Origin of the sequence: Bifidobacterium gallicum DSM 20093 = LMG 11596 (assembly GCF_000741205.1) — a bacterium.
Lineage (GTDB): Bacteria > Actinomycetota > Actinomycetes > Actinomycetales > Bifidobacteriaceae > Bifidobacterium > Bifidobacterium gallicum.
The window spans coordinates 315,715-339,805 of sequence record NZ_JGYW01000004.1 but is presented as its reverse complement, the minus strand read 5'-3'; the positions used below and the strand labels follow the sequence as shown (position 1 = coordinate 339,805).

At 58.1% G+C, this 24,091-nt stretch carries 17 protein-coding genes and 1 pseudogene; 12 read left to right on the top strand and 6 right to left on the bottom strand.

Annotation, left to right across the window (positions count from 1 at the left end):
• Positions 1 to 118 precede the first annotated feature (118 nt).
• The 7 genes from hisD to glnA all read left to right on the top strand — a co-directional run bounded on the left by hisD (position 119) and on the right by glnA (position 7,245).
• Entirely contained in the window at positions 119 to 1,519 is a 1,401-nt protein-coding gene (gene hisD / locus BGLCM_RS04210; protein WP_006294256.1) for a histidinol dehydrogenase, read from the top strand.
• Positions 1,520 to 1,539: 20 nt separating this feature from the next.
• The gene (locus BGLCM_RS04205) at positions 1,540 to 2,748 is read left to right on the top strand and encodes a histidinol-phosphate transaminase (RefSeq protein WP_044084940.1); all 1,209 of its coding nucleotides are present in this window, start codon (positions 1,540 to 1,542) and stop codon (positions 2,746 to 2,748) included.
• A 78-nt stretch (positions 2,749 to 2,826) separates the two neighbouring features.
• A complete protein-coding gene (gene hisB / locus BGLCM_RS04200; RefSeq protein ID WP_006294258.1) occupies positions 2,827 to 3,426 on the top strand; it encodes an imidazoleglycerol-phosphate dehydratase HisB in 600 nt (199 codons plus the stop codon).
• Complete coding sequence (locus tag BGLCM_RS04195; RefSeq protein WP_006294259.1) at positions 3,426 to 4,100, top strand: hypothetical protein; 675 nt, start codon at positions 3,426 to 3,428, stop codon at positions 4,098 to 4,100. Before hisB ends, BGLCM_RS04195 begins: the two co-directional genes overlap by 1 nt.
• Positions 4,101 to 4,169: 69 nt before the next feature.
• Positions 4,170 to 4,931, top strand: a complete 762-nt coding sequence (locus tag BGLCM_RS04190) for an imidazole glycerol phosphate synthase subunit HisH (RefSeq protein ID WP_006294260.1) — start codon at positions 4,170 to 4,172, stop codon at positions 4,929 to 4,931.
• Between the two features lie 93 nt (positions 4,932 to 5,024).
• A complete protein-coding gene (priA, locus tag BGLCM_RS04185) occupies positions 5,025 to 5,753 on the top strand; it encodes a bifunctional 1-(5-phosphoribosyl)-5-((5-phosphoribosylamino)methylideneamino)imidazole-4-carboxamide isomerase/phosphoribosylanthranilate isomerase PriA (protein ID WP_044084819.1) in 729 nt (242 codons plus the stop codon).
• A 154-nt stretch (positions 5,754 to 5,907) separates the two neighbouring features.
• Positions 5,908 to 7,245 (top strand): type I glutamate--ammonia ligase, encoded by a 1,338-nt coding sequence (glnA, locus tag BGLCM_RS04180; RefSeq protein WP_044084818.1) that lies wholly within the window; start codon positions 5,908 to 5,910, stop codon positions 7,243 to 7,245.
• 917 nt (positions 7,246 to 8,162) lie between these two features.
• Here glnA and BGLCM_RS04175 read toward each other — a convergent pair.
• The 3 genes from BGLCM_RS04175 to BGLCM_RS04165 all read right to left on the bottom strand — a co-directional run bounded on the left by BGLCM_RS04175 (position 8,163) and on the right by BGLCM_RS04165 (position 13,935).
• Complete coding sequence (locus tag BGLCM_RS04175) at positions 8,163 to 9,089, bottom strand: hypothetical protein (protein ID WP_006294264.1); 927 nt, start codon at positions 9,087 to 9,089, stop codon at positions 8,163 to 8,165.
• Positions 9,090 to 9,101: 12 nt separating this feature from the next.
• Positions 9,102 to 13,151 carry an ATP-dependent RNA helicase HrpA gene (gene hrpA / locus BGLCM_RS04170; protein WP_006294265.1) on the bottom strand — a complete coding sequence of 1,350 codons (4,050 nt, stop codon included), beginning with the start codon at positions 13,149 to 13,151 and terminating at the stop codon, positions 9,102 to 9,104.
• A gap of 127 nt (positions 13,152 to 13,278) precedes the next feature.
• Positions 13,279 to 13,935: a class I SAM-dependent methyltransferase gene (locus tag BGLCM_RS04165; protein ID WP_006294266.1), complete on the bottom strand. Its 657-nt coding sequence runs from the start codon at positions 13,933 to 13,935 to the stop codon at positions 13,279 to 13,281.
• A gap of 125 nt (positions 13,936 to 14,060) precedes the next feature.
• Between BGLCM_RS04165 and hflX the strand changes: the two genes are divergently transcribed.
• The 3 genes from hflX to BGLCM_RS04150 all read left to right on the top strand — a co-directional run bounded on the left by hflX (position 14,061) and on the right by BGLCM_RS04150 (position 18,118).
• Complete coding sequence (gene hflX / locus BGLCM_RS04160) at positions 14,061 to 15,632, top strand: GTPase HflX (RefSeq protein ID WP_006294267.1); 1,572 nt, start codon at positions 14,061 to 14,063, stop codon at positions 15,630 to 15,632.
• A 390-nt stretch (positions 15,633 to 16,022) separates the two neighbouring features.
• Complete coding sequence (locus BGLCM_RS04155; RefSeq protein WP_006294268.1) at positions 16,023 to 16,985, top strand: L-lactate dehydrogenase; 963 nt, start codon at positions 16,023 to 16,025, stop codon at positions 16,983 to 16,985.
• Between the two features lie 206 nt (positions 16,986 to 17,191).
• Complete coding sequence (locus BGLCM_RS04150; RefSeq protein WP_044084930.1) at positions 17,192 to 18,118, top strand: cation diffusion facilitator family transporter; 927 nt, start codon at positions 17,192 to 17,194, stop codon at positions 18,116 to 18,118.
• Between the two features lie 275 nt (positions 18,119 to 18,393).
• On the opposite strand, the pseudogene lexA reads toward BGLCM_RS04150, so the two are convergent.
• Positions 18,394 to 19,032 (bottom strand): annotated as a pseudogene (gene lexA, locus BGLCM_RS04145) (transcriptional repressor LexA); the annotation flags it as partial.
• A 191-nt stretch (positions 19,033 to 19,223) separates the two neighbouring features.
• Here lexA and BGLCM_RS04140 point away from each other — a divergent pair.
• Positions 19,224 to 19,658, top strand: a complete 435-nt coding sequence (locus BGLCM_RS04140) for a LysM peptidoglycan-binding domain-containing protein (RefSeq protein WP_160268327.1) — start codon at positions 19,224 to 19,226, stop codon at positions 19,656 to 19,658.
• Between the two features lie 85 nt (positions 19,659 to 19,743).
• The gene (nrdR, locus tag BGLCM_RS04135; protein WP_044084924.1) at positions 19,744 to 20,202 is read left to right on the top strand and encodes a transcriptional regulator NrdR; all 459 of its coding nucleotides are present in this window, start codon (positions 19,744 to 19,746) and stop codon (positions 20,200 to 20,202) included.
• Between the two features lie 277 nt (positions 20,203 to 20,479).
• Here nrdR and serA read toward each other — a convergent pair whose 3' ends face one another.
• Together serA and BGLCM_RS04125 are read right to left on the bottom strand one after the other, a co-directional pair.
• Positions 20,480 to 21,685, bottom strand: a complete 1,206-nt coding sequence (gene serA, locus BGLCM_RS04130) for a phosphoglycerate dehydrogenase (RefSeq protein WP_006294276.1) — start codon at positions 21,683 to 21,685, stop codon at positions 20,480 to 20,482.
• 10 nt (positions 21,686 to 21,695) lie between these two features.
• Positions 21,696 to 23,990 carry a HelD family protein gene (locus BGLCM_RS04125; RefSeq protein ID WP_006294277.1) on the bottom strand — a complete coding sequence of 765 codons (2,295 nt, stop codon included), beginning with the start codon at positions 23,988 to 23,990 and terminating at the stop codon, positions 21,696 to 21,698.
• Positions 23,991 to 24,091: the final 101 nt, after the last annotated feature.

Below are 24,091 nucleotides of genomic sequence, written 5' to 3'. Positions count from 1 at the left end.
TCCGTTGCAAGGTGGGCACGTTGCATAGACCCCCTAGCGCAGCCGCCAGTCTCACCATGTGAGTGGCGTACACACCCATGCCCACGCTCGTGGCCTGACGTTGTTACCATAGGGCGGTATGAGCGAACAGAACATCATGCGCATCATCGATTTGCGCGGTCAGCAACTCACCCGAGCCGAAATGCTTGAGGCCATGCCTCGAGCCGAGATGGGCACGAACGAAGCCAGCGAGCTCGTGCGTCCGATTCTCGACAACGTCAAAGCGCATGGCGCCCAGGCGCTGCGCGACTATGCGGAGAAGTTCGATCATGTGCGCCCCGAGAATCTGCGTGTTCCCGTGGAAGTGATGCAAGCCGCCGTCGAGGAACTCGACCCGGAAGTTCGCGAAGCGATTGAAGAATCAGTGCGCCGTGCGCGCGCCGTCGCCGCGTCCCAGGTGCCTGAGGATTTCCACACCGATCTGGCTGCTGGCGCCCGCGTGTCGCAGCGTTGGATCCCGGTGCAGCGTGTGGGCCTGTATGTGCCTGGCGGCAAGGCCGTCTACCCGAGCTCGGTCATCATGAACGCCGTGCCGGCGCAGGCTGCGGGCGTGGAATCGTTGGCCATCGCCACGCCTCCAAGCGCCACTGATCCCGATGGCATGCCGAACAAGACGATTCTGGCCACATGCGCCATTTTGGGTGTTGACGAAGTTTATGCCGTGGGCGGCGCCCAGGCCATCGCCATGTTCGCCTATGGTGCCAAGGGCACCGAACCGCAGGATGGTGTGGTGCTGTGCGAGCCCGTCGACAAGATCACGGGTCCGGGCAACATTTTTGTGGCTACGGCCAAGAGCATGGTGTCGGGTCAGGTTGGTATCGACGCCGTCGCCGGTCCCACAGAAATAGCAATCATCGCGGACGACACCGCCAACCCGGGCTGGGTGGCCGCTGATCTGATCGGCCAGGCTGAACACGATGAACTGGCCGGATCCGTGCTGATTACGGACAGCCCGACCCTTGCCGAGGCCGTGCAGGCCGAACTGCTCAAGCGCGTGCCGCGCACGAAGCACGCCGAGCGCGTCGAAACATCGCTCTCGGGCCGCCAGTCGGGCATCATCCTGACCGACAACCTGCAGCAGTCGATTGACGCGGCGAATGCGTACGCGGCCGAACACTTGGAAGTGCAGACAGCCGATCCGGACGCCGTGATCGCGAAGATCCGCAACGCGGGCGCCATTTTCCGCGGCGGCTATGCACCGGTGCCGCTCGGCGACTACATGTCGGGTTCGAACCACGTGCTGCCGACCTCGGGCACGGCGCGCTTTGCGTCGGGCCTGGGTGTGCACACGTTCATGAAGCCGGTGGAAGTCATTGAATACGAACGTGAGGGCTTGCAGGAACTGGCTGCGCGCGTCAACGCATTCGCCGTGTCTGAAGACCTGCCGGCCCACGGTGAGAGCGTGCTGAGCCGCTTCGTCGACGACCCGTACGACAAGGCGACGCTCGACGCCCAAGAACAGGAAGCCGGTCTCAAGTGAGCGCGGAAACGAATGCGTTGATGGACGCCAATGCCATCGCGGACGCAGGTGAACCCACAATTCCGGCTGATTTGCCGCTGCGCAACGACCTGATTGGTGAGGAGCCGTACGGCGCGCCGCAACTTGACGTGCCCGTCTGCCTCAACGTCAACGAGAACCCGTATGCGCCCAAAGCCGACGTGGTCAACTCGATTGCCGAACGCATCCGTGAAGCGGCGGCAACGGTCAACCGGTATCCGGACCGTGAACACGAGGAGCTGCGCCAAGCGTTCTGCACGTATCTCAAGCGCGAGTCCGACGCAAACCTGCAACCCAACCAGGTGTGGGGCGCGAACGGGTCGAACGAGATCATGCTGCAACTGTTCATGGCATTCGGCGGTCCTGGACGCACGGCTCTGGCTCCGGCGCCGACGTATTCGATGTATCCCGAATACGCGCGAGACACGTTCACACAATGGCAGACGGTGCCGCGCAACGATGATTTCACGGTGAATGTGGGCGCGACGATTGACGCGATCAAGAGCGTCGGCCCGGCCATGGTCGTGCTGACAAGCCCGAACAATCCGACGGGCACGGCGCTGCCGATGGAAGATCTGAAGCTGATTCTTGAGGCATGCCAGGACGCCGCGGTGACGGGCGCACAGCCCGGCACGCATCCGATTGTGGTCGTGGATGAAGCTTACGTCGAGTTCCGTGACCCGGGCACGCCATCCGCCGTCACGCTCGTCAACGACTACCATCATCTGGCCGTCAGCCGCACGATGAGCAAGGCGTTCGCGTTCGCGGGGTCGCGCGTGGGCTACGTGGCCGCCGCACCCGGCATCATTGATTGCCTGCGCATTGTGCGCATGCCGTACCATTTGTCGGCGATCACGCAAGCCGCCGCCTTGGCTGCATTCGACCATACCGACGAGCAGCTGGCTGAAGTCGACCATTTGCGTGATATTCGTCAGCAAACAGCCGCATGGCTTGAGCAGCAGACCTACAAGGGCCAGCCGTTGCGTGTGATGCCATCGCAGTCGAACTTCCTGCTGTTCGGCGGCAATCTGGACGAACGTGAGCTGATTTTTGAACAGATGCTTGAACGTGGCGTGCTGATTCGCGTGGTCGGTCCCGACGGTTGGCTGCGCGTGTGCATGGGCACCGATCAGGAAATGGCCCGGTTCCGTGAGGCTCTCGTCGAATCATTGCGGGCCGTCGAGCAGCTGTGCGGATATACTGCACAATAGAACGCGCCTGATTGCGGGAGCCTGCAGCACTACTGCGGGCTCCTGCCGTAGCGGCGCACAACACAAGGAGGCAAGCAGATGGCACGTACGGCCACGATCGTGCGCGAAACCAGCGAATCCAGCGTAGAACTGAGCTTGAATCTTGATGGCACGGGCAAAACCGACATTGAGACGACTGTGCCGTTCTTCAACCATATGATGACGGCATTGGGCAAGCATTCGCTGATTGATTTGACGATTCGTGCACACGGTGACACGGATATTGACGCCCATCACACCGTGGAAGATACGGCCATCGTATTCGGCGAAGCCTTGCGTATGGCGTTGGGTGACAAGGGCGGCATCCGCCGTTTTGCCGACGCCACCGTGCCGCTCGATGAAGCGTTGGCCAAGGCTGTGGTCGACGTTTCGGGACGCCCGTACTGCGTGTGCTCTGGAGAGCCTGAAGGGTTCCAATACTGCATGATTGGCGGCCATTTCACGGGTTCGCTCGTGCGTCACGTCATGGAATCGATTGCGTTCCACGCTGGCATCTGCCTGCATTTGCATGTGATCGCGGGCCGCGATCCGCATCATATCGCCGAAGCCGAGTTCAAGGCGTTGGCGCGTGCGCTGCGTTTCGCTATTGAGCCCGATCCGCGCGTTGAGGGCATCCCGAGCACCAAGGGAGCGTTGTGATGTCGGATTCCGCAGAGCAAGACGACGCGTTCGACGCGTCCGAAATGGCTGATTTGGAGGCCGCGTTCGCGAGCATCGAACAGGAGTTCCGCAATCAGGAGCCTGTCGCTGACGAGCCCGACAGTGCCGGTTCCGTAGAGGATTTTGATGATTCCTCATCAACCGACGAATCCGCTGAACACTTCGAAGATGAACTCGAGGGACTGCTGGGCAACAAAGCGAAACGTGCCGTGATTGTTACACGGTTGACGAGCGCGTCGCTGCTGGCCGCATTCTGCCAACTGTCCGACATTTCCGCCGACTGTTTCGATTCGGCGCAAGGCGCCGTGGCCGTGCTGCGCAATTTGGATGGCGACGGCCCCGAAGCGGCGGCCAAAGACTTGACGACGGTCGTTTCGGGCTTGGCTGTGGTGTTGGCGGTGAACCGTGCCGACAAGCTTGAGGCCACGCTGTACTTCGAAGGGGAGGCGGGGGAGCATTATGCGCCGCCGTTATTATTCACGACCACAGCGCCCTTCGTGGAGGACCTGATGCTCGGCATCAGCAGCCTCAACGACCTCAAAGAATCCGACATGCATGCATTCGCATCGGGCGAGCTGACGCATGAGCAGGCGTTGTCGATCATTTCGAGCCATACTCGCTATGGGCGTGGCGGCAACTCATCCATAGAATGATGCCGCTGGAAAAGCGGCTCCTGACGCAACCGTAACCATCCCGTGAACATCCGACGAAAGGGACTTTCCATGACCTCCGTAGTGGTTTTCGACTATGGGTTCGGCAACGTGCGCTCGATGATGCGTGCGCTGGCCAACCTGGGCCTCGATGTGACCTTGACTTCCGACTACCGTTCAGCCCTTGAAGCCGATGGCTTAGTGGTGCCAGGTGTGGGCGCGTTCGCCGCATGCATGCAAGGGTTGCAGCGCGCTGCAGGCGACCGTGTGATCATTGACCGTCTGCGTGCGAACCGCCCCGTGCTCGGCGTGTGCGTGGGTGAACAGATCATGTTCCAGACTGGTGAGGAAAACGGTGACGCGCAAGCTGAACTGGACCGTTTGGCCAAAGACATTGAAGCCGACATCCAAGCTGATTTGCGTGGTGCTACAGGCGCAGACAGCTCGGCGCGCGACCATATGCCGCATGTTGAGGCTGTCAGCGCCGGACTTGGTCTGATCGGCGGCGACGTGCAACTGCTCGATGCCGATGTGGTGCCACACATGGGCTGGGACACCGTCCAAGCGGCCGAAGGCTCCACGTTGCTGCACGGCATTGAACAGGAACGCTTCTATTACGTGCACTCGTATGCGGCGATGGATGCCAGCATCGTTGACACTGCAGCGCATGGCATTGATTTGGGGAACACCCAGCAAGTGTCGTGGTGCGAGTACGGGCGCAGCCGCTTTGTGGCCGTCGTGGAGCAAGGCCCGTTGTTCGCTACACAATTCCATCCCGAAAAGTCGGCTGAAGCTGGCGCCCAATTGCTCAGGAACTGGGTAGGTGTGCTCTAAACGCTATAGCGACGGAGTGCGGAAATAAACAACAATGTGAACGTGCTCCAAGCGTGCGCAAGAGCCAAGCATTCACAAGAGAAAGAGAAGAACATGACGTTGACATTGCTGCCTGCCGTGGATGTACGTGACGGCAAGGCCGTGCGGCTGACGCAAGGCAAGTCGGGCTCCGAAACGGATTACGGCTCGCCGCTCGATGCCGCGCGCACCTGGGTGGAACTCGGTGCCGAGTGGATCCATCTCGTTGATCTGGACGCGGCGTTTGGCACGGGCAACAACCGTCCATTGCTGCGTTCGATTGTGGAAACGCTGGGTGACCAGGTCCACATTGAAATGTCGGGCGGCATGCGTGACGACGCGTCGATTGCCGAGGCGATTGATGCGGGAGCCTCGCGTGTCAACATCGGCACGGCGGCACTCGAAAATCCTGAGTGGACGGCCGAACAAATCGCCAAATATGGCGACAAAGTGGCCGTGGGCCTTGATGTACGCGGACACACGCTGGCCGCACGCGGCTGGGTCAAGGAAGGCGGCGACCTGTTTGAAATGATGGCGCTGCTGGACGAAGCCGGTTGCTCACGCTACGTGGTGACCGACGTCAACCGTGACGGCATGATGACGGGCCCAAACCTGGAGCTGCTGGAGGAAGTGGCGCGCGCGACCGACGCCAAAGTGACGGCCAGTGGCGGCATCTCGACGCTCGAGGACCTCGAACATCTCAAAGCGCTCGAACCGCTCGGCGTGGACTCGGCGATCCTCGGCAAGTCGCTTTATGCCAAAGCGTTCACGCTGCCGCAAGCCTTGGAAGTGGCGCGCGGCTGAACTAGGCAGATGACGATGGCGAGTATGCGCGAGTAAGCGGAAACCACGAAACGTCCGGCATATGATTGCCGGACGTTTACTATATGACGGTCAAGCGACCGTGGACGCGCATGTTAACGCGATTCGTAACATAAGCCTGCTTGCATGGCCTGTTATGGATAAACAGCAGGAATATGCGCTCCGGACAGTAGAAGAGCGAGACGTTCGCTTCATCCGCCTGTGGTTTACGGATGTAATGGGAACGCTGAAATCAGTGGCGATTGCACCTGCGGAACTTGAGGCTGCTTTCGAAGAAGGCATTGGATTTGACGGCTCGGCCATTGAAGGCATGACGCGCGTGTCGGAAGACGACATGATTTTGCGTCCCGATCCGTCCACGTTCCAAATTTTGCCGTGGCGCGGAGGACCTCAAGGCACCGCACGCATTTTCTGTGACGTGCAAACCCCTGACGGTGAGCCGTCACTGGCCGATCCGCGCCACGTGCTCAAGCGGGCGTTGTCGAAAGCCAAAGACAAGGGCTTCACGTTCTATGTGCATCCCGAAATCGAGTTCTATCTGTTCAAAAAGCAGGACGACTGGTCACAGACTCCCGTGCCGATTGATGAGGGCGGCTACTTTGACCATGTGCCGCGTTCCCCGGGCATGGATTTCCGCCGTGCCACAGTGAACATGCTGGAGCAGATGGGTATCTCGGTCGAGTTTTCGCACCATGAAGGCGGCCCGGGCCAGAACGAAATCGATTTGCGTTATGCCGACGCGTTGACGATTGCCGACAACATCATGACGTTCCGCACGGTCGTCAAGGAAATCTCACTCGAACGCGGCATCCACGCGAGCTTCATGCCCAAGCCGCTGGCCAATGCGCCAGGATCGGGCATGCATACGCATCTGAGCCTGTTTGAAGGCGATTCGAACGCGTTCTACGAGGCCGGTCAAGAGTTCAACATGTCGATCACGGCACGCCAGTTTGCCGCCGGCATTCTGCACCACGCGGCTGAAATCAGCGCGGTGACCGACCAGTATGTCAACTCGTACAAGCGCCTGTGGGGCGGCAACGAGGCGCCAAGCTACATCTGCTGGGGCCACAACAACCGTTCCGCGTTGCTGCGCATCCCCATGTACAAGCCAGGCAAGGGCAATTCGGCACGTATCGAATACCGTGCGCTCGATTCGGTGTGTAACCCGTATCTGGCCTACTCGGTGCTGCTCGCCGCAGGTCTTGACGGCATTGAGCAGAAGATGACGTTGGGTGAACCCACGAGTGATGACGTTTGGGAGCTGACCGACCAGGAGCGCCAGGCCATGGGCATCCAGCCGCTGCCTGAATCGCTCGAAGAAGCCGTGAAGATCATGGAGAAATCCGACTTTGTGGCCGACGTGCTCGGCGAACACGTGTTCAACTACTTCATCCGCAACAAGCGTCAGGAGTGGAACGCGTACCGCCGTCAGGTCACGCCGTTCGAACTCGAACACTACTTGGCCAAGCTCTGACCATCGCGGCTGCGTTGCCGGTGCGTACAGGCGCATACCGGTGCGTTCCGGTGCCAATCCAGCGAGGCCTGCAGCAGTGGAGATGGGGTGTTTCCTTACCGCAGTGGTAAGGAAACACCCCATCTTGCGTTCTGTAGTGCATGTTCGCTGACCAAGCTGGTCAGCAAACATGCGGTTTTACGTTCCATACTGTATTTTTCCTGACCAAGTTGGTCAGGAAAGATGCGTTTTGATGTTCGTTATTGCATTTCTTCTGACCAGCCTGGTCAGTACAGATGCAGTTTCGCCCTTACTGATCTTCTGCGTCACTCAAGCCCTCAACATCCACCGATAGGTCACGGATGTTCGCCAAACCGTTGCCGCATCCGTAGCAGTGCCACCGCATGCCGACAGTGAAACACCAAGCACGCCAGCGATAATAATCAAGCCGGCGTGAATCAATGTTCGACGAATATTATTACACGCGATAGTATGCATAAGCGCCGCTCAGTCCATGTGAACCACTTGCAAAAGCGTAACTTGTATCTCCTTTTGCGGCTGAACTACTTCTAAGAAGGTTGGGATGCTTCGCCTCACTGTAGCTACTATGTGAGACTGAACTTACTAGCATCCGAGCGTTTGCATAATTTACACTATGCTTTTTACACTATGCTTTTCATGGTAATAACCGGGTGAAGATGAACCGTTGCACAATCCTGTGAACATACGTGAATCTGCTAAAGCTTGCGGTGTGAGAAATGAAGCTAGAACACAAAAAGTGAGAACTACAGAAAGTAGCGCTTTCTTCTTGATATGAATACGATTTGATATAATATTCCCCTTCTTAAGCGTATGAATATGTCGTCAAAAGTGGATTACAATGATTAGTTCTGTATATCAAATCTGCTTGCAATGTCTAATTAATGGTAGAGGTAGCATTACACGCGCGGATCGCCGAACCAGTTGGAATAGATGATGGAGAAGTTACGGTTGCCGTAGGTGGAGCATTGGTCGCCTTCACCAACTCCTGCGTCGAGAGCCGCGCGGTTGGGTTGGTATGGTGTGTAAATATAGAGCAACGCTGTGGCTTTGTTTTCAATCCAGACTTGTTCGCCACCGCAGCTTTCATTTGGATGGTAGCGTACGTAATTTAATTGGCCGTCTTGGTAGCCGTATTGTTCCTCGTGATGCACATAATATTGGTATCGTTCAGCTGATCCGGCCACCTGATTATAGAATCCCGCATATTTGGGATCACATTGCGCGTCATCCGGGCAGCTCAAGCCCATCGCCGATTTGAATTGGAAATCGGACGGGTCGGTGGCGCTGACGAGCTGCTGCTCTTTTTGCAGCATCGTCAACAACACTTTTGGCGAGACGCTGCAGGCTTTGGATGCGGCCGCAATAATCGTTGCGGCCGTTTGCTTGCCGTCCAAATCAATGCGTGAGCAATATTCGTTGGCTTCGCGCGGATGGGTGTCGAACGTCATTGATTTCAGACAGCGCTCGCCCGTGCACTGTTTGCCTTGTTCATCCAGGAACGCTTGGATTTCCTTGGCATTCATCGCCGTACCGTTAAAGAACTGTTCGTCGGAAATAATATTGCCCGGATCAAAATCATAGGTTTGCGTCAGTTCCTGCTGCCGGTGACGGGCTGAGTGGACGGCCACACGCCAGCTGACGAACCGCACAACAGGAATGGACACGGCCACCACGAGCAGCAGCGCCAGTATCGCGGCCACAATCGTCCGGATCCGCTGGCGCCAGCTTGCTTTTTTCCACCACAACCGTACGCGCCGCACGACGCGCTTGACAGTGGTTTTCTTTGATTTCCGTGGTTGTTTCATGGCTTGCTGTTGTGCCATACGCACGCCTTTCTAGCGCAACGCCTTCGTAATGCGTTGCATGCTGACGGGTTGTGCCGTGCCCAGTTCCTGAGCCCACAGCGACACGAGGAATTCCTCCACCATCCAACGTGCCGCCTCCACTTTGGCAATGGCCGCGTCACGCGCGGCTCCAGCCGGTTCGGATTGGGCAGCCTGCTCGGCCTTATCGACAAGCTGTTTGGCTTCATCGGCTTGCCACGCCCAGTTCACATCACGGTTACGGTCGGTTTTCGCCTTGTTCAAACGCATCAAATCGGCATGCAAATAGCGTTCGATGCGTGGCAACGCATAAGGGGGAGCGGCGCCAATGAAACCATCATGCACGAGTGAGGCGCTATGTTCGCGAATGGATTGCAGCACCGACAGCATCGGCAAATCTGCGGGTCCCGACACAGCCTTGTCGACTTCAGCATGTCGTTTGAGAATCGCGATGACATCTTTGGCCACGGCATACACAGTGTCTTCATACACGTCGGCCACGTCGGCCACGGCTGCGGCCAACGCATCATCATCCTCAAGTTGGGCAATGTCGGGCAGCAATCGTTTGACGGCGGCCAGTTGCAAATCCTCAACGAGCGCCTTCGTGGACTGGTAGGGCGCGGATGCCAACATGAGCGCCTCATTACCGAGCCATCGTGAGGAAACACGTTCGGAGGGCAGACGCAACTGGTCCAATGCGGCATTCCAGAGCATCACATCGCGTGGCACCGTAGTGGCTCCAGCCTTTTGCAACAAGTTGGCTTGGGCCACCATGCGGCCTTCGTTGGCGGCTTGCTCGGCCTGCCGGTGCACAATCTGGCGCGCACTGGCCTGGGCGGCTTGGGCGAATTCGCGCTGCAAGGCTTTGAGATCCTTGCCACGTCCCAATACTTTGACCTGGCCTCGAGCATGGCGTCGACGTTGCTTCGGGGAGGGTAGCGGCTGCTCAACGATGAACGTCATGCGCAAATACGGGGCCAGACGCTCCATCAAACCGTCGAGCACTTCCGGGTGGATTTGCGCGCCGACCGTCGCGATAGCCGCTTGCGTGAACACATGACTGATATCAGGCCAACCGCCATCAGGGGCCGGAGCAGGGTGGCCTTGTTCACCCGAACCTGGCAGTTGGACAAAATGGTCGTCAATCCACGTACGAATACGTTTGGCCGTATCAGGTGCCGGCACAAACTGTACGCGCAGCGCCTTGGGCAGCGCCTTGATCAACGCCACAATCAGCTCGTCCAACAAACCGGGCACATTCCATGTGAACTGTTCCGGCGCGATGCGCGAGAGCATGCTGATTGGAATATGCACGCTGACACCATCGTTGTCAGCGCTCGTGTCATACACATAGCTCAAGCGCAAATCCACGGCACGGCCGTCCGACCCCATCGTATGCCAATGATCGGGGAAGTCGTCGAGACTCACGGAATCCTGATCGTTGAGGCGTTCCACCTGGTCGGGGTCAAAATCAAGCAGATGCGGATGCTGCTCATATTCGGTTTTCCACCACTTCGCCAAATCGGCCACCGATACGGCCGTGTTGGGCACAATACGGTTGTAAAAATCGAACAGATCCTCATCGCTGACCGTTTGCGCGACCTGGCGCGTACGATTCGCATCTTCGGCGGCATCCTCCAACACGTCAATGTTGCGTTGGATGAACTCGTCATGCGCAAACCGCTGTTGGATGTCACCTTCGACGAGGCCTTGGCGAATCAGGAAATCACGCGCTTCCAACGGGTTCACACGACCCCACTGCACCACACGGTCAGACACGATTGGCAAACCATAGAGCAACACTTTGGCATCGGCCACAGCGGCACCACGCGAACCCGACCAATGCGGATTCGCATAGGTTGTGCGTGTCAAATTGCCAGCCAACCGTTCCGCCCAGGCCGGATCGATCGACGCACAGTAGCGTGCCCACAACCGGCTCGTTTCCACGAGTTCCGTCGTCATGATCCATTGCGGCGTGGCCTTATGCAACGCTGAAGCGGGGAAAATGGCAAAGCGTGTACCTCGCGCACCTTGATAATCGTTTTTGGCCATTTTCTGCGCGCGTTTGATCGCTTTGGCCTTGGCTGCACCTTTGAGCCCCGTGAAGTCCGACGCCTTGGGCTCATGGATCACTTGCATGCCAATCATCGAGAGCAATCCGGCAAGCATCGAACGATGAATGCCATCAGTATCCCAACTGCACGCCAAACTATGCGCGGCCTGCTGGTTGATCGGCAATTCACGTATCGCCGGTTCAGGACGGCTGGCCGGCAACGGCTGGCCAACCTTGAACTTCAACTCCTGACACATTTGACGCAACTGGGACACGAGGTCTTTCCATTGGCGCATGCGCAGGAAGTTCATGTATTCGTTCTTGCACCAGCGGCGTAACGCATGGTTCGACATTTCGCCATCAACCTGGAATGCACGGTCCCACAGGTTCAACGCCGTCAAAAAGTCGCTCGACGCGTCCGCATAACGGTTATGAATGCGGTCGGCTTCCTCACGCGCCGCATCAGGACGTTCGCGCGGATCTTGCAAACTCAAGAACGCCACAATCACAATCACAGCGGCCAACGTGTTCGGCGTGGTCGATTTGGCCGCTTCAATGACCATGCGGCCCAAACGCACATCAATCGGCAAGCGCGACAGCTGCCGCCCGATATGCGTCAACGTGGTATGCCCGTTCTTGCGGCTGATCGCCCGCAACTCGGTCAGCTCGTTGAACCCGTCGGACACGGCCTTCATGTCTGGCGGATCAATGAACCCGAAATCCGTGATATCTTCCGCCGAGGAAGCCACACCAACCGAAAGCATGTGCAACACAACGGCACCCAGTGACGTACGCAAAATCTCCGGCTCAGTGAACCGTGGTCTCGTCTCGTAGTCCTCACGAGAGTACAAGCGGATTGCAATACCGTCGGCTACACGGCCGCAACGACCTGAACGCTGGTCGGCGCTCGCTTGTGAAATCGGTTCAATCGGCAAACGCTGCACTTTGGCCGACTTTGAATAGCGTGAGATACGCGCCATGCCTGGGTCCACGACGTAGCGGATTGAAGGCACAGTCAACGAGGTTTCGGCCACATTGGTGGCGATGACAATGCGTTGCTGGCTGTGGGCTTCAAACACGCGATGCTGTTCCTTGGCGCTCAGGCGCGCGAACAACGGTGTGATTTCCACGGCGTCGGGCCGGCGCATGTCACTGGCGCGCGGACCCAAATGGCGACGCAACGCCTGTTCGAATTCATGAATGTCACGCTCTCCGGCGGCAAATACGAGGATGTCGCGCGGACCGCTCACATGCTGCGACAAAATCAGCAGTTCCATACAGGCGCGCGCCACAGCCGTAGGCATGTCGGTGTCTTCAGCGGCCGCTTCGCTGCCATAATCGTCGTCACCTGGGCGCACACCATCATCAAAGCCTGGTACATGGTTCATCAATGCCGGCGCGGCACCGAGCGGCTCATAGGCGATTTGCACGGGATACGTGCGCCCGGAGACTTCAATGACGGGTACTTTCGCGTGCAGCGCATGCTCAAAATGCTGTTGGAATTTGACCGAATCAATCGTGGCCGACGTGATGATCAGCTTCAAATCAGGACGTTTGGGCAGCAGCGCTGTCAAATAGCCCAGCAGGAAGTCAATGTTCAGGCTGCGCTCATGCGCTTCATCAATCACAATCGTGTCGTAGCGCGTCAACAGCGGGTCGCGTTGGATTTGCGCGAGCAAAATACCGTCAGTCACGACGCGCAGCCGAGTGTTCGGCGAGCTTTCATCCGTGAAACGCACCTGATAGCCGACCTCGTCGCCCAACCGCACGCCAAGTTCGCTCGCGATGCGCTCAGCCACGGTGCGCGCGGCCAAACGGCGCGGCTGTGTATGCACAATTTGCTTGCCATGGCTGCCACGGCCTAATTCCAGCAAAATCTTGGGCAGCTGCGTGGTTTTGCCCGAACCGGTTTGGCCCGACACAATCACGACTTGCGCATGCTTGACGGCTTCAACGATTTCGTCGCGTGCCGCGCTGACCGGCAATTCTGGTGGATATTCGAACTTCATGCCCAAGAAATGCTTCTTTCCATAACTGGTATCAGAGGGATGGATGGGTTGTGGTGCACTTGGCAAAGCGCCCGCGCATGCGGCAAGGAAGCCAATGTCACGACATCAAAGATTAGGGAGGCGCCAGTCAGGCCGCTACGCGATGCACTTCAATCACACGATAGCCTTTGGAACTCGAATACTTGCTGACTTCGTACTCGTCGCCCAGCTGTTGCGCCAGCCACGGCATCAACGAATCAGCGCCGAGGTTCTTTTGCACGACCAAATAGGCGTAGCCGTCCGGTTCCAGACGCGGCAACCACGTCATCAGCAGCTCATGCAACGCTTCCTTGCCAATGCGGATCGGCGGATTCGACCAGATGCGCGCAAAGCGCACGTCATCGGGCACATCCTGCGCCGTGCCGGCCACAATGTTCGCGCAACCGTTCGCTTGCGCGTTCTCACGCGTCAAATCAATCGAGCGTTCATTGACGTCCACGGCATATACGCGCGCATCAGGCGCGTCCAACGCCATGGCCAACGCGATCGGCCCCCAACCGCTGCCCAAATCAAGGAACGTGCCTGTCTCGGGCAAATCGGGCGCATGACGCAACAGCACCTGTGTGCCCAAATCCACGCGATCGGCCGAAAACACACCATGTGACGTATTGACCTGTACTTCGTGCCCGCGCACCGTGAACGTGTGTGGCACGCGCACATCGGCTGAAGTCGGTGTGGCGTTGAAATACTGTTCACCACCATGCTTGGATTGTTTCACGTCTTGTTTCACATTTTGCTGTGCCATCAAATCCCATCGTTTCTACAGTCGTGGTTCAGACCGCCATACCGGGTGAAGCGGAAATCACAAGAAATCAAGCGGCGAACCATTGTCAAAGTCTGCTTAAACCATGATAATAAACCAGTGCGAGTATGCCTGAACAAGAAGAGGTGAGTGCGACGCAAGACCACAACGTGCAGCCAACGTCACAGCGGCAAGAAACCGAGCGGGACGAGCCCGGAACGGGCGTGCTCGGCGAACGTTCCGACGTGCTGCTCGACCAACATGAACGCACCGATGTCTACGCTGAGCGCGACGACGAGCTCTGGCGAGAGCGAGAATCACGCAACCAACTCAAACACGTGACAGGCCTGGGCGAACTGCACGACGTCACGGAAGTGGAATATCGAAAGATCCGTCTTGAACGCGTCGTGCTCGTGGGCGTGTGGTCGAGCAGGGACACGACGCTCACGCAAGCCGAGGAATCGTTGCGCGAGTTGGCCGCGCTCGCCGAAACAGCGGGTGCGCAAGTCGTGGACGGCGTGCTGCAGCACCGTTCGAGGCCCGACTCGGCCACGTACGTCGGCTCAGGCAAAGCCAAGGAAATCGCCGACATTGTGGCCGTCAACGAAGCCGACACAATCATTGTGGACGCCGACCTGCCGCCGAGCCAACGACGTGCGCTCGAGGATGTGACGCGCGTCAAAGTAGTGGACCGCACGGCAGTAATCCTCGATATTTTCGCGCAGCACGCGCAGTCACGTGAAGGCAAGGCGCAGGTAGAACTCGCGCAACTGCAGTACATGCTGCCGCGTCTGCGCGGTTGGGGCGCCGCGTTGTCTCGCCAGGCCGGCGGACGTGCGGCCGGTGCCGACGCGGGTATCGGTTCGCGCGGCCCGGGTGAGACGAAAATCGAAATGGACCGTCGTGTAATCCGCACACGCATCGCACGTTTGCGCAAGCAAATCGCGCAAATGGCCCCCTCCCGTCAGGTCAAACGCGGCTCAAGGCGGCGCACGGGACTGCCGACCGTGGCTGTTGTCGGATATACGAACGCGGGGAAGTCTTCGTTGACGAACCGGTTGACCGGCTCAAGCGAGCTTGTTGAGAACGCGTTGTTTGCCACGCTCGACACGGCCGTGCGCCGCGCACAGTCCGCAGACGGACGCCGCTACGCCTACGTCGACACGGTCGGGTTCGTACGCCGCCTGCCCACGCAGCTCGTCGAGGCGTTCAAATCAACGCTCGAGGAAGTAGGCGAGGCCGACCTGATCGTGCACGTGGTCGACAGTTCGCACCCCGACCCGTTCTCACAGATCGATGCCGTCAACGACGTGCTCAAAGACATTGACGGCGTCGGGGAAATCCCGACGTTGACCGTGTTCAACAAAGCCGACCTGATTGACAACGCCAAACGCGAGCGTATCGCCAGTCTGATGCCCGACGCGTTCATCGTTTCGTCGGCGAGCGGGGAGGGGATTGATACGTTGCGTGAGTCGGTGGAAGGGCTGCTGCCGCGTCCTGACGTGCAGGTTGAGGCGCTGCTGCCGTACACGGCCGGCTCCCTGATCAACCGTATCCGCGAGTTCGGCGAGTTGACTGCTCTTGATTACCGTGATACCGGCATCGCCGTCATAGCCCGCGTAGATGACCGTCTCGCCGCGCGCATCATGGATGAAGCGTTGCCTGACGAGCCTGACAATCGAGCGCTGGAAGGCGAGTAGCCGCGGATAGGCGAGTGGGCGGGGATAACAGCAGAGCGGTCGGGACATGCGATTGTGAGCTTGGTCTCATCGGCACGCCGATTGCAAACAGGCAATCGCATGCGCTGTGTAGGTAGGGGGTGTGCGGCAGCCTGTGAGACAGGCTTACAAACTGTGACATTGCAACGATTCTGCAGTGGCGCAATGCTCAGGGATGAATCATCGGTGGCAGCATGCTGAAACGATTCACTCGTGGGGACAGGTCTGCGCGGCTGATTACAGTGAACACTGCATACATAAGGCGGAACTAGGGATGTTGCCTTGGTTTCGCATTCAAAAGAATCAAGTATCGAAGCGGATTGTCCGTGGTGCTTGCGGGGCACGGGACGTCCAGTTGAGAGGTCGAAAGCAATGGCAGAATCACCTATTAAGCCCACAAAGCATGCCATCGTCGGCGCTGGAGCTGTCGGTTCCACGCTCGCCTTCGCAGCCGCTGAACGCGGTGTGGCACGCGAAATTGTGCTCGAAGATATCGCCAAGGATCGCGTTGAAGCTGAAGTGCTCGACATGCAGCACGGCTCCAGCTTCTTCCCGACCGTGTCCATTGACGGCTCCGACGATCCTGAGATCTGCCGTGACGCCGACATGGTCGTCATCACGGCTGGCGCTCGCCAGAAGCCGGGCCAGTCGCGCCTTGATCTGGCTGGTGCCACGATCAACATCATGAAGTCGATCATCCCGAATCTTGTGAAGGTCGCCCCGAACGCCATTTACATGCTGATCACGAACCCTGTGGATATCGTCACGCATGTCTCGCTTAAGCTTTCCGGTCTGCCGGCAACGCAGATGTTCGGCTCGGGCACGAACCTGGATTCGGCACGTCTGCGCTTCCTGATTGCCCAGCAGACGGGTGTCAACGTCAAGAACGTGCATGCCTACATTGCGGGCGAGCACGGTGATTCCGAAGTGCCGCTGTGGGCATCCGCCACCATCGGTGGCGTTCCGATGTGCGACTGGCAGCCGCTGCCGGGCCACGCGCCGCTCGACGCTGAGGTGCGTGAGCAGATCCACCAGGAAGTCAAGAATGCCGCCTACAAGATCATCAACGGCAAGGGCGCCACGAACTACGCCATCGCCATGTCTGGTGTGGACATCATCGAGTCGATCATGCACGACACGAACCGCATCCTGCCCGTGTCGTCGTTGCTGAGCGATTTCCACGGCATTTCTGACGTGTGCATGTCGGTGCCGACCCTGCTCAACCGCAATGGTGTGAACTCGCGTATCAACACGCCTGTGTCGGATCGTGAGCTTGAGGCCCTGAAGCGTTCGGCTGAGACGCTCAAGGAGACGGCTGCACAGTTCGGCTTCTGATAGCCATGGAGTAGCAGTGATTGATTGATACTGCTGAAGTAAGGGACACCGGGAAACCGGTGTCCCTTTTTGTGTTATTTGCACGGCCTATGATGAAGTGACGTTGAGGCGATGGCGTGACGTTGTGACGTTCGGCGTCACGAGAGAGGGTGAAAGGGGGCGAAGTGGGTCATTCGCATACACATTCCCATGCACATGGGGTTGGATTGCAGCATGCTGGTGGAACGAGTGGTGACGGTAGGGCGCATCATCGCAGTTTGCTGTTTACGCTAGCCATGACGGGCAGCGTATTTGTGGCCGAAGTGGTTGGGGCTGTGGTCACGGATTCGTTGGCGTTGCTGGTGGACGCAGGCCATATGTTGACTGACGTGTCGGTGTTGGCGGCTTCGACGGTAACGGCGTTGCTGATGCGGCGTAAACCGAACAAGTCGCGCACGTGGGGTTGGGCCAGGCTCGAGGTAATCACAGCTGCCGGCGGTGCACTCGTATTGCTGTTTGTGGGATTGTATGCGCTGGCGGAAGCTGTGATGCGCTTGTGCCATCAGGAATCGGAAGTGATTCATGATGTGCGATGGTTGCTGAGTTTTGGCGTGTTGGGACTCGTGGCCAACATTGCGTCGATTGTGGTGTTGCGTGCGCAAGCTGGTGACAACATGAACATGCATGCCGCGTTCCTGGAAGTATGCAATGACGCGTTGGGATCAGTAGCTGTTATCGCTTCGGCTGTGGTCATGATGCTGACTGGCTGGGATGGCTTCGATGCGGTTGCCGGTGGCGTGATCGCGTTGCTGATGTTGCCGCGTGCCGCGACGTTGCTGCGTGATGCGATGCGCGTGTTGCTTGAAGCAACGCCACAAGGGTTGGATTTGGACGCTGTGCGTGAGCATTTGGAGCATGTGCCGCATGTGGTGACGGTACATGATCTGCATGCGAGCATGGTGGCCAGTGGCATGCCGGTGTTGAGCGCCCATGTGGTGGTGGATGCAACCATGACGATGAGCGAAGCCGGTCAGGTGCTTGCGCAACTGCAGGAATGCTTGCGTCAACATTTTCCCGTTTCCGTGCCGCATACCACATTCCAGCTTGAGCCCGAAGGATATACGAGCGCCAGTGCCGATCAGATCCATCCTTGAGGATGCGGTGCAGATGGTGGATGTGGCGGTGGGCGTGGATGCGATACGGACGCAACCGCAGTGGCACCATGGCAGTGGAGAATGGATGGCGAGCTCGCGATGGTGGGTTACGGCAATCAGATTGCGGTGCTTGCCAGAGTCGTGCGGATAAATGCGGCGCCGCAGATGAATGCAGGCACCGTTCCGGAACCAGATGGAACGATGCCTGAGCTTTGATAAGGCGCCCGTGGCATGCGGATTGCGGGCGAATTGTGCCGTGGATTGTCAGGGCTTGCTTACAGCCGACGCAATACGGTGACCACTTTGCCCATGATTTGCGCATGGGTGCCGTCAATCGGTGAGTAGCTTGGATTATGGGGCATGAGCCAAATATGGCCGTCCTCATTGCGGAACGTTTTGACTGTGGCTTCATCGCCAAGCAATGCGGCCACAATGTCGCCATTGTCGGCCGTGTGCTGTTCGCGCACTACCACAAAGTCGCCGTCACAAATGGCGGCATCCACCATGGAATCGCCATGGACTTCGAGCATGAACAGCTTGCCGGTGCCCGTAAGGCGCACGGGCAGGCGCATGACGTCTTCGACATGTTGCTCGGCTGTGATGGGCGTGCCTGCGGCGATGGATCCGACGAGCGGCACGTCCATCGAGTTTTCAAGGGATGGCAATCCGGATATTGAAATATCGGCGATGTTGCCGAGCGTTGGGGTATCGGCGTCGATGATCTCAATCGCACGGCCTTTGTTGCCGACTTTGCGGATATAGCCTTTGTCTGCCAACACTTGCAGCTGGTGCTTGACCGATGAGGTGCTGCTCAAGCCGACGGCTTGGCCGAGTTCACGCATGCTTGGCGCGAATCCATTGGCACTCGTGAGCTCCTGGATGGCGTTGAGCATGGCTTGCTGACGGTCGGTCAGCGGTTCTCGCTCGCGACGGGGTGTGGGGTTGTTCACGCTCATGGCCGTTCCTTTCGTAGCAACACGCCCAGCATATCGCGAAATCGCCAGTATTTCAAACAGATGTTCGAATGCATGTTGACTGATTCGAACAAATGTGCGAATATCAATCATGAAGCCAATGCGAACAAATGTTCGAAAGGATGGTTGTCATGGTTCATTTGCATCAAGGTTTGGGGCATCGTCTGCATCAAGATTTGCGTCAAGATTTGCATCATGGACTGGGTCATGGATTGTCCCAAATCCGTCGAACTGGTCGGGTGGTGTCGGTGGCACGCGCGGTCCGCGATGGCGTATCCAGGCATCTGGGAATCGTCGTGGTGCTGCTGGCGCTGGCTCTTGGGGCTGGTGTCATGGTGGCCGATGCCGTGCCGGCATGGTCGCAACCGTCTGGGCAGCCCACTATCGATTACACCGTCAATTACACGGTGCAACCGGGGGATACGTTATGGTCGATTGCCCAGCGTGTGGCACCGCGTAAGCAAGATGTGCCCGCGATGGTGCAGCGCATTAGCGAACTCAACGCATTGCCGGATTCAACGTTGCAATCAGGGCAACATCTGAAGCTGCCGGATTTGAGTGCGTGACATGGCTGGCACGACACGCCCAAGTTCAACGCGTCCACCCATGCGCGTGCATGCGATGGGAACTATTGGCATTATTCTTGAGGGTATGCATTGCCCTTTTTGTCATAGCGCCGAGACCAAGGTCATCGATACGCGCATCGGTGAGGATGGATACTCCATCCGTCGCCGACGTCAGTGTCTGCACTGCCAGAAGCGTTTCACGACGATGGAGACCACCACATTGCTCGTGCAAAAACGTTCGGGCGACCTGGAACCGTTCACGCGCGACAAAGTGGTCAGCGGTGTGCGCAAAGCATGTCAAGGACGTCCTGTCAAAGAAGAGGATCTGAAACGATTGGGCATGCAAGTGGAGGAGGACTTGAGGAGTCAGGGATTAGCCACGGTGCCATCCGATGTGGTGGGTCGTGCCATCCTAAAGCCCTTGCGCGCGCTGGACAAAGTGGGCTACATCCGTTTCGCAAGCATCTACCAGAACTACTCCGACCTCGACGATTTCCAACATGCTATCGATGAGCTGCGCCATGACGATGATCTTACGCAATGACGAACGCATTGCCGACTGACGATGGCGCTGTGCATTGATGACGGCATGGCGTGATGCACAAGAGCAACATAGTTATAGTTGAGGTCCTGCTTCATGACGATTCATGAAGCAGGACCTCAACTATGTACCGGTTACAGCGGTAGCAGTGGTGTTAGCGGTTGCCATCACGGCAATGGTGAGCCCAATATTGACGTGATGTTCGATGTGCTGTCAGAACCGTGGCTGTAACCACTGCCGGCACGCATCGGTCAGCACCGCTTGGCACCTAGGCGATTACTCAGTCGCGTTCGAACACGCGCAAGCGAATCGTACCGGGAATCGCTTCGAGCGCATCCAACGTGTTCCGGCTGGGCTTTCCTGACACGTCAACGATGGCGTAACCGATCTCACCTTCAGTGCCGAGCGACTGGGCGGTGATGTTGAGGTCTTGCTCGCCCAGGTACTGGTTGACTTTGGCCAGGATGCCGGGGAAATTCTGGTGCAAATGGCACAGACGGGCCGCGCTCTTGCATGCGCCCACGGTAATCTGTGGCAAGTTCACGCTCAGCATCGTCGAACCGCGGAACCAGTAATCGACCAGGCGCTGTGCCACAAACACGGCGATGTTCTTCTGCGCTTCCAGTGTTGAACCGCCAATATGCGGGGTCAAAATCATGTTGTCTTCATTGGCCAGTGGCGTGATAAACGGATCGCCCTTCGACTTGGGCTCTTCGGGGAACACGTCAATTGCGGCACCTGCAATATGGCCCGAATCCAAATGGTTCTTCAACGCATCCAAATCCACAATGAACCCGCGGGAGGCATTGATGAAAATAGCGCCAGGCTTCATCTGGGCGAACTGTTCCTCACCGAAGAAACCGCGATTGGACTTGCGACCATCCACGTGGATCGACACGGCATCCGACTGTTCCAACAGTTCGGTCAATGTTTCGCAGCGGCGCGCATTGCCCATGGCAAGCTTCTCGTCCAAGTCATAGAACACGACGCGCATGCCCAAGGCTTCAGCCAGCACTGACAGCTGCGAACCGATATTGCCGTAGCCGATGATGCCGAGTGTTTTGCCTCGGACCTCATGCGAACCCGTGGCCGACTTGTCCCACACGCCATGCTTCATATGGTGCGTGTGTGCAGGAATGCGGCGCATCAGGCAAATGATGTCGCAAATCACCAGCTCCACAACGGAACGCGTGTTCGAATACGGCGCATTGAACACGGCGACGCCCTTTGAGGCAGCAGCACCAAGGTCGACTTGGTTCGTGCCGATGCAGAAGCAGCCGATGGCCGACAATTCGGGACGGGCATCGAGTACTTTGCGTGTCACGGTGGTCTTGGAACGAATGCCGAGCAAATCAACACCGTCAAGGGCATCAATCAGCTCGTCCTCATTCAAGGCGCCCGTCATGGTTTCTACATCGAATCCATCTTTACGCAAAGCTTCAGCAGCAAGCGGATGGATGTTTTCCAGTAACAGTGCTTTAGGCATGCCATCCAACTTACACGCTCAATGAAGCCTCGTCCTCACGCGTCCGGACTATAAGCAGGCGCTGTGTGGGCCTCGTCAACGCCACATAGAGGTCCGCGGCGGCAACAATGCGCGATGGCGCCTCCTGGTCAATGAGCCCCGGCTGCACCACGATGACCGCGTCATATTCAAGGCCTTTGACCTCTTGCGTATCCAAGACGCTAACCTGGTCGCCATAGCTGCGCGGCTGTGCAGTTTCATCGGCGCAGAAGTCCTCATAACGCTGTTGTTGCAACGATTCTTGCAGAGCCTGATCCACAGTGGCTTGCACGGCATCACGCAATTCAAGCGGCGTAATGATGGCCACGCGGCCAGATCCGTCCGCATCGACAAACTCGCTGGCCAGTTTGGCAGCCTGCTGACCAATAACGGCCATCAGCTCGCTTTGGTCGGCGCACACCATACGCTGCACCGCATCAGGTACCGTGCGCACGCCATTGACCGTGGACACGTACAGCCCTTCGCGTTCGGCGAAGTCGGCAGCCAATTGCGACACCTCTTTGGGATTGCGGTAATTGATTGTCAACTCATGCAGCGACCAATTGTTGTGGCCGAATATATGGTTCATCGAACGCTGCCAATTCCTGGTGCCACCCAAAGCGCTGGTTTGCGCCACATCACCCACAATCGTGAATGAGCGCGACGGGCAGCGGCGCACGAGCATGCGCCAATCCATGGCCGTCAACTCCTGGGCCTCATCAACCACAATATGGCCATACGTCCATTCGCGGTCAGCGGCGGCACGTTGAGCCGTCAACTCAGCGTCGAAGCCTTGCATGCTGTCCACGAGCATGGACGACGATACGATACCCGATCCGATACCGGCCTGCGCCAACGTTTCCTTGGCATATTGCTCTTCCCTGGCGAGTGCGGCTTCTTGCACGGCCAATTTGGACGCTTCACGCGGGTCAGGCCCCAATAGTTCCATGGCCTCATCCAGCAACGGCACGTCAGACACGGTGAACTCGGCGCCTTTGGGACGCACAAGCAGCTGCACTTGCTCATCGCTGAGCCATGGCGCAAAACGGCGCAATTGTTCGGGTTTGGACAACAGCTGGTCGAGCATCCACTTGGCATCCATCGGCAACCATGCCAGATTCAACGTCACACGCAGCCTGTCGTTCATGCGCAACTGGCTCATCACGTCGCGCAATTCTTCCGCCTCAGGTGTGTAGTCAAGCTGGTCGACGTAGCGGCGGCGCATCGTGTCCAACATGTCGCGCACAAACGTTTCGCGAGCCTTGTTATGCGGTTGCCGGGTACGGCGAGCGTCGGCGATGGCTTGGCGAATGTCTTCAGCCAGCACGCTGATGTGGAAGCCGTTGACCGTGATGGTGGGCAACGATGCGGGCACACGCTCGCGGCCTGCCACGGCATTGCGGATCATGTCTCGCATACGCAGCTGCCCTTTGAGTTGGGCCACATGCGGCTCATCCACGCGTTGCGCATGGATGCCGGGAATCAGGTCGGCGATTGTGCGGCTGACTACACCGGTTTCACCCAACGAAGGCAACACCTGGTCGATGTAGCGCAGGAATGCGGGGCCGGGGCCGACCACGAGCACGCCGGAACGGTCGAGCATACGGCGATGCGTGTAGAGCAGGTAGGCAGCGCGATGCAATGCCACGGCGGTCTTGCCTGTACCGGGGCCGCCTTGTACCACGACAGCGCCTTGCAGGTCGGCGCGGATAATGGCGTCTTGCTCAGCCTGGATTGTGGCGACAATATCGGTCATTTTGCCTGTGCGCCGGGAACTCAACGAGGCGAGCAACGCACCTTCGCCGGTCAGGGTGCCATTATGCGATGCTTCATCCACATGGGCTGAGTGCACGTCGAGCACTTCGTCTTCAATGCCGGAGACTTCGCGGAAATGCAGTGTGATATGGCGTCGCATCACAATGTCGCCATGGTTGGACGGCGTGGCTTCGTAGAACGGACGTGCGGCTTCGGCGCGCCAATCGGTCAAAATCGGCTCATGATGTTCGTTGGACATGCCGATGCGCCCGATATAACGGCGGTTGCCGGAAGTGTTGTCCAAACGGCCGAACACGAGACGGTCTTCGACTGCGCGCAATTGGCCAAGCCGGTCCTCATACATGGTGGCGAAGGAGTCACGTTCCGTGCGTTGGGTGGGCGATCCGTGCGAACCTGCTGCGCGAACGGCATCCAACCGTTCCTTGACCTGTGCGCGCAATGTGTCGAGCCTGTGATAGGCCCGGTCGACCGCCTGCTGTTCAACCTCGACCTGAGAGGAATAGTTGGACATGTCACCCCACCCGAAAGTATGTGATATTTAAGCCAAATCAATGTAGCGCGAGGCCACTACGAAATGAGCGTGGCCCAAGGTGCAGCCGGGCTGGCATGCAG